This window comes from Pectobacterium sp. PL64 (assembly GCF_022477975.1).
GTDB classification, from domain to species: domain Bacteria; phylum Pseudomonadota; class Gammaproteobacteria; order Enterobacterales; family Enterobacteriaceae; genus Pectobacterium; species Pectobacterium jejuense.
Genome location: NZ_CP092070.1, coordinates 5,017,500 through 5,031,268 on the forward strand (window position 1 = coordinate 5,017,500; position 13,769 = coordinate 5,031,268).

Genomic DNA, 13,769 nt, shown 5'->3' on the forward strand with positions numbered 1-13,769 from the left:
TTTACCCCCGCCCTAAAAAAATATGCTCACGATGGTATGCCATCTGTGACAGGTTGGGCGGGTAGGTGTCTGGCACGTGGATTTGTTTGCCTTCGTACTGGGCGAAATTGACGTCGCTGATAGCGCTTTTCAGCTTTTTGATGCGTGGCGAAAGCAGCATTTCCAGCGAGTCGTTGAAGCTGATGAGTCCCATATCAAAGGCTTTGTCATGTAGGTTGGACAGGCAAAGGCCGTTGCTGGGATCGAGACGATATTCTGGTGCCGTTTTCCACGGTTGAATATGGCTGGCGACCAGCAGAGCCGGCTCTTCCAATCCGGTCACGCAGCAGCGTTCGCCGTAGTTGCTGAGAACGCGCTTGCGGAACAACTGCTGACCGATGCGCGTTTTTACCTGTGTAAGGCGCTCGCCGCCGTGATAATCAGGGATTTCGCTGTCGTTGGCTTGGTACGGTGGTGGCACTGTTGTCGCTTCCGCCGCTCCTGCTTCGAGCGATACCATCGCTTGTTGGCACTGTTGTTCAAATAGCTCGGGGTTGCTGTCCATCTCCTGCCACAGCGCGCGGTCAGCGTTGGACGCGCCACGCAAGCCAGTACGACCGGAATCGATAATAAACGGATCGAGGCTAGCCAAATTAACCAGCTTCATCGCCAATGCGGAAGGCGTGCGGTTAATCAACCCAGCATAGTGAATGATATCGGGGTTACGCGAATGTAGCCTGCCAAACGGTAGCTGACTGTACAGGGTGAAGGCGATCAGTAGCTGATCTCGCGTCCAATGGTTGGTGGCAGCCATGCGTGTGTCGTCCGTTCGTTAGCGCATTCGGTTAGTGATAGCGCTAACTATGCCAGGTCAGCCCGTAAAATGCATGTGCTTGCCTCCGGCTGGATAATTGGTGCGGGCTGCGCTAACGTTCTGACAGCTTTCCTATCATGATGCGAGAGACTATGCCCCGTTCTTCTATTCCCTTGTTTCGTCCCCTGTGCGCCTTGGCTCTGCTGGTGCTTGCGGGCTGTGCCAGCAAGACTGCGACGACACCGGAATCGCGGCCTGCGGATGTTCGTGCTCAGCTACTCAAGCTGTTACCGGACAACGTGAAAGATCGCCAAGGCTGGGCGACTGATATCGCCACGGCCTTCACCACGCAGGGGCTCGATCCCAGTCATGAAAACCTGTGTTCGGTGCTGGCCGTAACCGAGCAGGAATCGACGTTTAATGCCGATCCGCAGGTGCCGAATTTGTCGAAAATCGCCTGGCAGGAGATCAACCGCCGAGCAGAGCAGGTTCATGTGCCAGCGTTTCTGGTGCGTACTGCACTGCTCATCAAATCCCCTAACGGAAAAAGCTATAGCGAGCGGCTTGATAAAGTGCGCACAGAAAAAGAGCTCAGCGCGATCTTTGATGATTTCATCGGCATGGTGCCGATGGGGCAGACGTTGTTCGGTCGGCTGAATCCGGTGCATACGGGTGGGCCGATGCAGGTGAGCATCGCGTTTGCGGAAGCTAACGCGAAGGGCTATCCGTATACCGTGGACGGCACGATTCGTCAGGCGGTGTTTAGCCGTCGTGGCGGGATGTACTTTGGCATCAAACATCTGTTGGGCTATCCGGCGAATTATCCGCAGTCGATATACCGATTTGCAGATTTTAATGCAGGGTGGTATGCCAGCCGAAATGCGGCGTTCCAGCGTGCTGTTAGCCGTCTGACGGGGATCAAGCTGGCGCTGGACGGTGATTTAATCAACTACGGTTCGGATAAAGCCAGCGCTACGGAGCTGGCGGTTCGCGCATTGGGGAAACGGTTGGACATGAGCGACAGCGCCATTCGTCGTGCGCTGGAGAAAGGCAATAGCCTCGATTTTGAAGATACCAGCCTGTATGAGCGCGTCTTTGCATTGGCGGATAAATCGGGCACGAAGGCACCGCGTGCCATCCTGCCGGGAATCACGCTGGAAAGCCCGAAAATCACGCGTAAACTCACCACGGCGTGGTTTGCCAATCGGGTCGACGAGCGTCGGCAGCGGTGCTTGGCAAGGGCTAAATAGGCAACGCCCTCCACCGAGGGCGCTGCTGTCATTCGCGGCGGTTAGTGTGTCAAACCGGCCACTGGCTGAGTTTGATGCCGCGTTCTTGCGCGTTCTCGCGGAAATCTTCCAGCATCGTGCGGACATCGGGGTCGATGTAGTCGGCGTTGTCGTGTTCCACAATCACGACGCTGTTGGCGGGGATCTTGTTGAGCAAGCCTTGCAGACGCGGATTGTGTACAAACGTCAGGTTCTGCTGAAAGCTCAGGACAAAGTGATCGCCGTAGCGTGTGAGCTGCATCGCGTTACGGTGGCTTTTGTAAATGCTGAAGGCCAACTGGGTCACGATGCCAATCCCGATGCCTGCCAACATCCCAAACACGATGATCCCGACAACGGTCGCGGCGAAAGGCACGAACTGTTGTAAACCCTGACGCCACAGCAGCAGGAACTGTTGCGGAGAAGCCAGCTTATAGCCGGTATACAGCAACACGGCTGCCAGACTGGCAAGCGGAATGACATTGAGCAAGTCGGTCATAAATATGCCGCAAAGCAGTAGCAGCACGCCGTGCAGCAGGATAGAGAACTTGGTCCGCGCGCCGGCATTGACGTTGACGGAGCTACGCACGATCACAGCAGTAATCGGCAATCCGCCCAGAAAGCCACTGAGCAGGTTCCCGATACCTTGCGCACGCATCTCTTTATCCGGCGAAGGCGCAGGGTGCTGCGGACGAATTTTCTTCAGCGCTTCCTGACTTAACAACGTTTCCAGGCTAGCCACCAGCGCCAGCGTTACCGCGACGACATAAACCGCTGGGTTCTTCCATGCCTGCCAGTCGGGACGCGTCATCTCCCCCATCAGCTGTTCCAGACTGCCAAATTCCGGCAGGACAATACGCGGCAGGTTATCGACCATTTCGGAGGACAGGCGCTCACCGTAGACGGTAAAGAGTCCGCCAAAGAGCACGGCGACCAGCGGGCCGGGAAGCCAGCTAAATGCGCTGATTTTCTGCACGGGCTTGGTGGTCCAGAGCCAAAGAATTGCCAGCCCGACCAGACAGACGGTCAGCGCGCTGGCGGAGAATCCCGGTTCGGAGGCGTCGAAGAGCGATTTCAGGCTGTCCTCTCCATCCGAACCGAAGGCGAGCGGGATTTGCTGAATAATCAGTAGGATGCCGATAGCAGAAAGCATGCCTTTAATCACGGTGCCGGGGATGAGCGTAATGAAACGCCCGGCGCGCAGCAGGCCCATAATGCATTGCAGCACGCCTGCGAGCATGATCGCCAATAGCAATGCCGAAAACGATCCCAGGCTGGCGATAGAGCCGGAGACGATAGTAACCAGACCGGCGGCAGGGCCGCTGACGGCGTAGCGAGATGGACTGAACAGGGTGACGACGATACCGCCGACGACGCCGGTCAACAGACCGACAAAAGGAGGAAGACCACTGGCCTGCGCGATACCGAGGCTCAGCGGCAGGGCAACAAGGAAGACGACGAGCCCCGCGGGGATATCATGTCGGAGTGTGCTCAGATTCATGGGGATGCCTCCTGTTTCTGGGCGTGACGGTGGATGAGTTCTTTTAGGTGGCCGCTATGCAGGTCGTAGACGCAGCCGAAAACATCAAGCTCGACGCCATTGCGCCAGGCTTTTTGCACCGGTTCACAGGCGATCAGGTGGGCGAACTGTGCCAGCACGTTGGCTTCCACCAGTTGATTCTGGCGCGTGCTTTCATCGGCATCGCTATCTTGCGAGGCAGCAATATGCGGCGAAAGTGCCTGACGCAGATCCGTGATGCGGCGGGAAAGGGCGGAATCCTCCTGAGCGAGCCCCATGTCGGGCAGATTCACCGCCGCCTGAACGCCGCCACAGCCATAGTGGCCACAGAGCACGATGCGGGAAACATGCAGGTATTCGAGGGCATATTGCAGCACGCTCATGAAATTATCGTCGTCTGCCACCACCATATTCGCGATGTTGCGGTGAACAAAAAGTTCGCCGGGGGCAGAACCCGTCAGCACTTCGGCAGGAACACGACTGTCTGAACAGCCGATCCAGAGTGAGTGGGGCGTCTGGCCCTGCGTGTGCTTTCTGAAATAGTGGGGATGGCGTTGGCGACGCAACGTAGCCCAACTACGGTTTTTGGCTAATAGGGGTTTTAATGTCGTCAAAGTAAACTCTCTCTTTAGAAAACACAGGGATATTCCCGCCCAGTTGGGAAGGAAAACGGAATCATTAATTATTAGCCTTCACTTAATTAAGGTGGGCATAATTAAATTTAGTTCTGGTGTTTTCTAAATCGTGACGCTTATTGAGAATTTTCTTATATTTTAATTTTTTATTTATATAAATGAATGATTATTTAATTACTTTAAAAACAATGTCTTGTGATTTATTTCCTTATGATAAGAAAAAGCTATTTTACTTAACCTCCTTTGAGGTTAGGTATTTAATGTTGCATTGATATTGCAATTTACATCCTTATTGTCAGGCCTTTTTATATAAAGTAATGCGTTATCGACATCCACTTTAATTAGTTAATTAAAGTGACGAGGGTACCAATTATAATTATGTTTGGAAATATAAAATAGATTTTATCTCTATTAACCCAATATAAAGTGTGGAAATAAATAGAGGAGATAGAGGGGAAATATAAAGGAAAGATAGAGGGGGAAGTGATGAGGGATATATCGTCTACATAATGAAGTGGAGCCGGGCTACATCGCCCGGCTAAAAGGGCAGAAAGTATTACTGTCGGTCTATGCGCTACCTTACTAGCAGCGCTTGCCGCAAAGGCTGCTGCGGTGCGTTGTCGTCAACCTTGAAGCGGCTGACCAGCGATTCCATTTTAATCGCCTGTTCATCCAGTAACTGGCTGGCAACGGAAGCCTGAGAAACCAGTGTCGCATTCTGCTGCGTGACCATCTCTAGCTGGCTGAGCGCTTCATTAATTTGCGCGATGCCCAGCGATTGCTCATCGGCGGCGACCGCGATTTCATTCACCAGATCGCGCACTTTACGGGTACCTGCGACAATATCATTAATCCCTCGGTTCGATTGATTCACCAGCTTTGTTCCTTCGCTGACGCTGGCAATGCTGTCGGCGATGAGCGCGCGGATTTTGCCCGCTTCGTCGGCACTTCGCTGCGACAGCTGACGTACTTCCGCCGCGACGACAGAGAAACCGCGGCCATGCTGCCCCGCTCGTGCGGCCTCAACCGCCGCGTTCAGCGCCAGCAGGTTGGTCTGAAAGGCAATCGCATCAATAGCGGAAACCACCGCGTTCACGCGCTGGCTGGCGTCCTGAATTCTTTCCATCGCACCGCTGGCCGATTCGGTAATGGTGCCGACACGATGAGCCTGATCGTCCACCTCGGTTGTCAACTGGCGCGCCTGTCCGGCAAAGTCGGCGGTTTGTTTTACCGTAACGGTAATCTCTTCCATGCTGCTGGCGGTTTGTACCAGCGAAGCGGATTGCTCTTCGGTACGCTGCGCCAGATCCTGATTGCCGTTGGCGATCTCGCTGCTGGCTTGTCCGATCGTTTGCGAGCTGCGCTTAATACTCACCACCATATCGGCGATGTTTTCCAGTGAGGCGTTGTACGCCTGATTCAGCTGCGACAGTTCGTCGGTTCCCGGCACGCGCAGGCGGCGCGTAAGATCCCCGCCCATCTCGCGAATGGTCGTCAGCGTTTGTTGAAGCTGCTCGTTGATGCTGCGCATGACCATGGAAGCAAGACCGAGTGCCATGAGCAGAGAAACCAGCGCACCAACCAGATAGCTAATCCAGGACTGACGGGCATTGGCGGCTAAGGTATTCACCTGTGCCGTCAGGTCGTTGGTGGCGAGCTGTTCAACCTTTTTCAACTCATCGATTTTTGCCGTTTGTTGGTTAAACCACTGGCTGGCATCGATACCAAAATTGCCGCCAGGAGAAGCGATGGCCTTATTACGCATCTGAAGTGCGCTTTGTGCAGAAGGATTGTTGAGGGCCTGCTCAAAAGCCTTACGCAGCTCGGGATTGGCGAACATATTATAGGCCGTGGTATAGGCCTCTCCTCGGCCAACCATCTGGTTCAGACGTTCGAACATACCGGCAGCAAAGCTATTGGCAGAGAACGTGTTGGAGAGCACGGCGCGTTCAAGTCCGGCCTGCTCTTTGACGTTCAGCAGGTTGTAGTAGGCAGCCAGCCGCTGGGCGATACCGCCATCGCTGACCAGATGAGTCATATCCCCGACGATATTCAGCAGATAGCTGACGGAATCGGAATAGTAGCCGATGGCTTGGGCAACGGGTATCGATATGCTATCGACACTGCGGCGATGCTCTCCGAGCTGTTGCATTTTCTGCGAGACGCGCCCGAGTTCTTCGCTGACGGCATCCCCAAGCTCGGCGCGGCTCAGGTTTGCGGCGGTTTGCTCAAGCACCTGCTGTGCCCGATCGGTGGCTTGCCGCTGCGTGGTAAGCTCCGGGCCAAAATTTTTCCCCTGACTGCCAAAATAGCCTGCGCTCAAGCCGCGCTCACGCTGTAACTGGTGAGCGTACTCGCCTGCATCGCGCGCCAGCGTGATGAGCTTCTCCATACGGATCATTTCATTTTCTGTGCTGCGGCGTTCCACCACACCCGAAAAACTGAACCAGAGAAGGGCAAGGATGGGCGGGAGAAGGGCAAGAATGAACTTACTACGGATCGAGATGTGATGAAGGGATTTCATAGGTGTGCTCCATAGCCTGCAAGTCGTCCGTTCCTGACATGTGCAGTTTGCAAAAGTAGACAGGGGTTTATTTTAGTTTCGGCCTAATAGGGGAATGGTTTAGCGCTGACCCCATGATTCCCTTAAAAAAACCATGCCTATTTTGCTTACCACCCCATTAATAAGAATATATTGCTTATTATTTAATTGCTTATATCTTTTTTATCTGTTTTTTTGCGACAAGATCGTTAACTTATACTACATCTAAGGTGGTATGTATTTTTGCCACTGTATCGGTATTTTTACAGTCTAGATGACGGTAAGCAGCATCGTGACGTTAATCAGTGAAATTAGGGTAAGAAAGAAGACAACGATCCTGAATGCATGGCGAGAAGGTTTCATAGGGGCTCCTGATTTGGCGGGTGACTGTGCACCCGCCGTGACGAGATAAAGAAGGGATCAGAACCACTGGCCGAAGCGGCGGATATAAGCGCGTTTGACCAGTTGAGCGACGGTGCAGTAGCCAATCAGCGTGGCGGCCAGCCAAGGGAAATATTCCCACGGCAGCGGCTGTAAACCGACCAGCGGCCCCAGCGGGGAGAACGGCAGATAGATACCCAGCGCCATCACCAGACCGGTCATCAGCATCACTGGCAGTGCCGCCGTACTCTGAATGAACGGGATCTTCTGGGTACGCAGCATGTGCACCACCAGCGTTTGTGACAGCAACCCCTCAACGAACCAGCCTGACTGAAACAGGGCCTGATGCTCTACGCTATTGGCGGCAAACACGAACCACATCAGCGCGTAGGTGGTGATGTCAAAAATCGATGACGTTGGCCCGATACACAGCATGAAGCGACCGATATTTTTGGCATCCCATTTGCGCGGTTTACGCAGGAACTCCTTATCCATTTTGTCCCACGGCAGCGACAGCTGGGAGATGTCGTACATCAGGTTCTGAATCAGCAGATGGATTGCCAGCATCGGCAGGAACGGAATAAAGGCGCTGGCGACCAGCACGGAAAACACGTTACCGAAGTTGGAGCTGGCGGTCATGTTCAGGTATTTGATGATATTACCGAACGTCTCGCGCCCTTTGATGACGCCTTCCTCCAGCACCATCAGGTTTTTTTCCAGCAGAATGATATCGGCCGATTCTTTGGCGATATCTGTACCCGTATCGACAGAAATCCCGATATCGGCATCGCGCAGGGCGGGGGCATCGTTGATACCGTCGCCCAAAAAGCCAACCGTATGACTATTGCCTTGCAGCGCTTTCAGCACGCGGGATTTTTGTAGCGGCGTCAGTCGGGCAAAAATGGTGCGCTGTTCTACCAGCACGCCGAGCTGTTCATCGCTGAGTGCATCGATAGCGTTGCCTTCCAGTACTTCGCCTGGTTCCAGCCCGACATCGCGGCAGATCTTGCTGGTAATAATCGCGTTATCGCCCGTCAGGACTTTAACCGTTACGCCGTTTTCATGCAGGGCGCGAATGGCGGCAGAGGCGCTTTCCTTTGGTGGATCGAGGAACGTCAGCAGACCGCAAATTGTCAGGTCGCGTTCATCCTCGGCGCTGAGCGGCAGCGTGCTGCCCACCGGACTCAGTTCACGGGTGCCGATCATCAGCACGCGGAACCCTTGCTGGTTGTAGCTTTCCGCCAGCGTTTTTAACGTGCTGCGGCGTTCATCATCCAGTTCATACCGCTGCCCGTTTTCACTCACGTGCGTGGCGACCGCCAGCATTTCTTCCACCGCGCCTTTGCAAATCAGGCGTTGCTGGTTGTGTTCATCGGCAACGATGATGGACAGACGGCGGCGAATGAAATCAAACGGTAGCTCATCGATTTTGCGATAGCGACCCAGCGCGGCGATGGCCGGATTATGACGACCAAAATGCATGATGGCCTGATCCATCAGGTTTTTCATGCCGCTCTGGTGCGCGCTGTTGAGCCAGGCGAGTTGGAGTACGTTCGCGTCGACCTGACCCTGCGTATTCAGATGATGTTCAAGGATGATGCGATCCTGCGTCAGCGTGCCGGTTTTGTCGGTGCACAGAATGTCCATCGCGCCAAAGTTCTGAATCGCGTTCAGTCGTTTGACCACCACTTTACGCCGCGCCATGGCGATCGCGCCTTTTGCCAGATTCGAAGAGACAATCATCGGCAGCATTTCCGGCGTCAGGCCCACAGCGACCGCCAGCGCAAACAGGCTCGCCTCCATCCAGTCGCCTTTGGTGAAGCCGTTAATCAGCAGCACGACAGGCACCATCACAATCATAAAGCGGATCAGCAGCCAGCTTACGCTGTTAACGCCGCGATCGAAGGCGGTTTGGGAGCGGGTGCCGACAATCGATTTTGCCAGCGATCCAAAGTAGGTGTGGCTACCGGTCGCCACGACGATGGCTGTTGCCGTGCCGCTGGAAATGTTGGTTCCCATCAGACAAATGTTGGAGAGCGCCAGCAGATCGCTCTCGCCGCCGCATCCTGCGGGCTGACAGACTTTGGCGCTGATATTGCTGAAGACGTCGTATTTTTCGATCGGCAGCGATTCACCGGTCAGGACGGCCTGACTGACGAACAGATCGCGTGATTCCACCAGACGAACATCCGCTGGCACCATATCGCCGGCGGAAAGCGTCAGAATATCGCCGGGAACCAGCTGCTGAAGCGGAATTTCCTGCATGACGGCGGTGGCGCTGGCGTGAGGGCGGCGCAGCACGGTGGCCGTTGTCCGCACCATCGATTTCAGTGCTTCGGCGGCTTTATTGGTTCGAAACTCCTGCCAAAAGCGCAGCAGGCCGCTCAGGCTCACCATCACCAGAATGATGATCACACCAGTGAGCGACGTCTCTTCATTATGGCGCAGCGGTAGCCAGTAATCGGTGAAAAAGCTGATCGCGGCCAGCGCCATCAGTACGTAAATAAACGGGTTATTAAACGCGGCGGCCAACTGCACCAGCGCGTGCGGCGCTTTTTCATGGGCGACGCGGTTTTCGCCATAGGTTTGCTGGCGCTCAATGACGTCATCATGGCTTAAGCCGTGCAGATGCGTATTCAAGTTAGCCAGTGTTTGATCGAGGCTGTTTTGCGCCTCGCGGGCAATCGCAAAGGTGGCCGTAGGGGTCTTACGGGCGCGGCGATACCCCGTTTGCGTGATCATATCGGTCATGATGCTGCTCTCTTAATGTTGCCTGTCCGCCGCGCACGGGCGCGCATCCCGGATAAAGGGACGTAAAGCGGAAAAAAATGAAGGTATTAAGGGAGGTAAACGGCGCAGACGGAGAGAACAGAGAGGTCGGGGAAGAAGACGGTCCTTATTCTAACGGATGCGGTTTACCGGGCCATCGAGGGTGCTCGTCCATGTTGTCTCCTTATCGCCGTGCGGCGAGATGTAAAAATAGTCGTCAGTTGACGAAGCCGAGTACGTAGAAATAGGTTGCGCAAAAATCTGGTACTAGAAAACGGGTACTAGAAAACGGGTACGTAAAAACACAGCACGTAGTGTAGTGGTGTAACTATAACCCCGTTTGCCTAAACCAGACGTCAACGTTTGTTCATGAAGCAAACAGGGTGAGTTAGCCGTTATTAGAAACAATAGAGTTCAGAAATAATAGTTATCAGAAACAAGAGAGCTCAGAAATAGGTGGCTGCCCCGCCGGGTTGCTGACGGGGCAGAGGAGAATTAATGGATTCTCAGCATGTGATCCTGATTAACTTTGAAGAAACGAACCGCATCACGCAGCTGTGCACCCTGTTCCGTCATGGCATGTGCTGCAGTGGCAGATTGTTCAACCAGCGCGGCGTTCTGCTGAGTGACTCGATCCATTTGTTCTACCGCCACGCTAATTTCTTTGATGCCGATATGCTGCTCGTTGGAGGCCTGAGAAATCTCCGCCACGATATCTGTGACCTTTTTCACCGACAGCACAATCTCCGACATCGCCTGGCTGGCTTTGTCTGCCCGCGCGGAACCGTCGGTAATCTTCTCGACGGTGCCTTCGATCAGCGTTTTGATCTCTTTGGCAGCGTTGGCGCTCTTCTGTGCCAGCGTCCGGACTTCGCCTGCTACGACGGCAAAGCCTTTCCCTTCGCTACCCGCTCTTGCCGCTTCTACTGCGGCGTTCAGTGCAAGGATATTGGTCTGGAAGGCAATCCCTTCGATCACGGCGATAATATCGACAATCTTCTGTGAACTGTCGGAGATCTCATGCATACGCTTGAGCATGTCGTCCACGATAAGCCCGCCCTGAGAAGCCGTTTCGGAGGTTTGTTGCGCCAGTTGGCTGGCTTCTTTGGCGTTATCCGCATTCTGGCGTACGGTGTGCGTCAGCTGCTGCATATTAGCCGATGCCTGAATCAGCGAAGCCGCCTGCTCTTCGGTACGCTGCGACAGGTCGCTGTTGCCCTGAGCAATCTCGTTGGATGCCAGCGAGATGGATTCACTGCCGCTCATGATGGTATGCACGATGCTCATCAACTGCTGGTTCATGTAGTTGATGGAGGCCAGCAGGCTGCTGTTGTCCCCTTGGCGCAGCTGGATTTGCGCCGTCAAATTACCGGAGGCAATCTCCGTCATGATTTCCTGAGCGTAATGCGGGTCGCCGCCGAGCTGGCGCGAAATATTACGTGAGATAACGGTCGCGATAATGGCCGTCGTCAGCAGGGCGAGCAGCAGCAATCCCCAGACATAGTACTGTGACGTCCGATAAGTCGAATCGGCACTGGCAACGATATCTTTTGCCGTCGCCACTTCCATATCCACCAGTCGGGCCAGATCTTTCATTAGCTGACTACGGTACTTGGAAGAGCTTGCCCCGCTGATTTTACTCGCTTCAGCCAGATCGCCCCGATTGACGGTATCAACCAGCGTGGCGTTGACCGCGTTAAAGCCGGAGAAATTTTCGCCAATGACCTTAATCAGCGCTTTTTTATCCTCGCTGTTAGCTACGGTTTGGTAGTTCTTAAATGCAGCAAGAAAGGCATCGGCATTTTGCAGTAATTCTTTGCGATGACCTTCGCGCTCTTCAGGCGTTTTGGAGGCGATATATTGTATTTGCTGCAAACGCGTTTCAGACAGCGCGCCGCGCATTTCCAGGCTATATCGCACGCCGGGCAGACTGCTGCTGCTTAATTCATCAATACGATTATTATTAACGCTAAGCTGGAGTAGTGAAACCACACCTAATAACAACATCATGGCTATCAAGACAGAAAAACCAAGTAATAACTTAGAGAACACTGTGAGTTGGGAAAATTTCATCGTTATTCTTATTGATTATAGAGAGAAGGTAGTAGTGATAACGGCAAAGAAAATAAGATCTTTATAATACGTAATTCGATAAAGAGAAGTTGGTGAATAAACGGAATTTAATAATAATCAGATTTATTATGGCGAGACTAAATTCTGTTTATTTTTAAAATATCAACTTATTATTTTAAAGTTAGAGCAGGTTGTTACATATTGTTTTAATAAATGTTTTTATTTTTAATGTGAAGGAGGGATATTTCACAAATAGGAAAAATAAAATGTGACAGCCATCAATAATCGATAATTATTTATACCCGTCATACTTCAAGTTGCATGTGCGTTGGCTGCGTTCAGTCACCCGAATCACTTACTCAAGTAAGCTCATCGGGACTCCTTCGCTTGCCGCCTTCCTGAAACTCGAATTATTTAGGGTATGTAAATTAAAAGTAATGATAATAACTAACAGGATTCATTAATTAAGTGACACGTTATTTCTTTTTTATAACTTCAACAATAATGACGCAGCGGTAATGTTATTACCGCTACACGATGATGCTTGGTTCAGAGCATGCTTTAGTCCAGATAGAACACCGGTTCCAGCGCATCACTGACCGGGCTGTTATCAGGGTTGGCGGGCATGACGTCGCTCATGTGTTTCCACCAACGCTGGCAGACATCCGTTTGTGCAATTGCTTCCCAGCGTGCTTCGGATTCGACCTCGACATAGCCGAACAGCAGATTGCGCTGCTTATCCAGAAAAATGCTGTAGTGGTGCGCACCGTGGTTCTTGAGCACCTCGGCCAGTTCCGGCCAGATAGGATTGTGGCGACGCTGATATTCATCGTGGCTGTCAGGAAAAACCGACATCACAAAAGCCTTACGCAACATGGATGAATCCCCCGTAGTCGTTGGCAGAACGCCACGGCGGTGAGGCCGTGGCGGTTTGAGGCTGAAAATAATTTATGCTTAAAACCTGCTACACCCGCAGCGCGGCTTCCATTGGCGTGACGCCGAAACGTTTACCCAATGCGATCAGCTCTTCGGTCGAGATTGTCTGTTTCTTACCGCCCATCGATATCACTTTCACCATCACTTCGGCGGATTTCTCTGCGGTATCGATCAGGCCGAAGGCCTCGTCCAGCGTCGGTCCGGTGCCGAAGATGCCGTGGAAAGGCCACAGCACCAGCGCATGACGCTTCATTTGTTCGGAGGTGGCATCGCCAATGGCATCGGTGCCCGGCACCATCCACGGCACGATCCCTACGCCGTCCGGGAAGACGACCAGACACTCCGTGCTGCCTTCCCACAGTTCACGGGTGAACTTAGCGGTATCCAGCTCCAGCACATAGCTCAAGGCGATCAGATTGGTCGCGTGGCAGTGCATGATGACGCGGTCGCGCCCGTGGGTCACGCCCATACGCACAATGTGCGACTGGAAATGCGAAGCCAGTTCAGACGTCGGCAGGCCGCCGTTGGTGAGCCCCCAGAAAATACGATAGCCTTTACCGTCGCTATCGACCTGCAACACCACCAGTGAATCAGCCGGATCCAGCTGCACGTTGCGGAAAAATTTGCCGGAGCCGGTGACGATAAACCAGCAGTCAGCCAGCGCAGGCATCGGCTGCGAAAGAGCTTCATGGCGCGGCTGCGGGTAGAAATCGCTTTCATAAGGCGTCACATCCTCAGCCGTCAGGCGCAGGCTGACGTTACCGCCGTTACGTTCGTCCCAGCCTTTGAGCCACATGTCGCTGGTGGCTTTAATCATTCCCTGTACAAACCAGGAAGAGAGAATTGCTTGCAT

9 protein-coding genes are annotated in these 13,769 nt (G+C 53.4%); 1 reads left to right on the top strand and 8 read right to left on the bottom strand.

Translation table 11 applies throughout. The annotated features are described in order from the left end of the window. Position 1: 1 nt before the first annotated feature. Complete coding sequence (locus HP572_RS22610) at positions 2-793, bottom strand: HNH endonuclease (RefSeq protein WP_205553935.1); 792 nt, start codon at positions 791-793, stop codon at positions 2-4. Positions 794-945: 152 nt separating this feature from the next. Here HP572_RS22610 and HP572_RS22615 point away from each other — a divergent pair, with 152 nt between their 5' ends. Further along, the gene (locus HP572_RS22615; RefSeq protein ID WP_240584395.1) at positions 946-2,043 is read left to right on the top strand and encodes a DUF1615 domain-containing protein; all 1,098 of its coding nucleotides are present in this window, start codon (positions 946-948) and stop codon (positions 2,041-2,043) included. 49 nt (positions 2,044-2,092) lie between these two features. Here the strand turns inward: HP572_RS22615 and HP572_RS22620 are convergent, their stop codons facing one another. The 7 genes from HP572_RS22620 to rhaD form a co-directional block, all read right to left on the bottom strand. Further along, a complete protein-coding gene (locus HP572_RS22620; protein ID WP_240584396.1) occupies positions 2,093-3,562 on the bottom strand; it encodes a SulP family inorganic anion transporter in 1,470 nt (489 codons plus the stop codon). Next, positions 3,559-4,194 carry a carbonic anhydrase gene (locus tag HP572_RS22625; RefSeq protein WP_039482049.1) on the bottom strand — a complete coding sequence of 212 codons (636 nt, stop codon included), beginning with the start codon at positions 4,192-4,194 and terminating at the stop codon, positions 3,559-3,561. Before HP572_RS22625 ends, HP572_RS22620 begins: the two co-directional genes overlap by 4 nt. A 595-nt stretch (positions 4,195-4,789) precedes the next feature. After that, positions 4,790-6,739: a methyl-accepting chemotaxis protein gene (locus HP572_RS22630; RefSeq protein WP_240584397.1), complete on the bottom strand. Its 1,950-nt coding sequence runs from the start codon at positions 6,737-6,739 to the stop codon at positions 4,790-4,792. Between the two features lie 438 nt (positions 6,740-7,177). Next, complete coding sequence (mgtA, locus tag HP572_RS22635; protein ID WP_240584398.1) at positions 7,178-9,889, bottom strand: magnesium-translocating P-type ATPase; 2,712 nt, start codon at positions 9,887-9,889, stop codon at positions 7,178-7,180. Positions 9,890-10,402: 513 nt separating this feature from the next. Beyond that, positions 10,403-11,980: a methyl-accepting chemotaxis protein gene (locus HP572_RS22640; protein ID WP_240584399.1), complete on the bottom strand. Its 1,578-nt coding sequence runs from the start codon at positions 11,978-11,980 to the stop codon at positions 10,403-10,405. 561 nt (positions 11,981-12,541) lie between these two features. Next, the gene (gene rhaM, locus HP572_RS22645; RefSeq protein ID WP_010285280.1) at positions 12,542-12,856 is read right to left on the bottom strand and encodes an L-rhamnose mutarotase; all 315 of its coding nucleotides are present in this window, start codon (positions 12,854-12,856) and stop codon (positions 12,542-12,544) included. A gap of 88 nt (positions 12,857-12,944) precedes the next feature. Then, positions 12,945-13,769, bottom strand: coding sequence for a rhamnulose-1-phosphate aldolase (gene rhaD / locus HP572_RS22650; protein WP_240585810.1), 825 nt, complete (start codon positions 13,767-13,769; stop codon positions 12,945-12,947).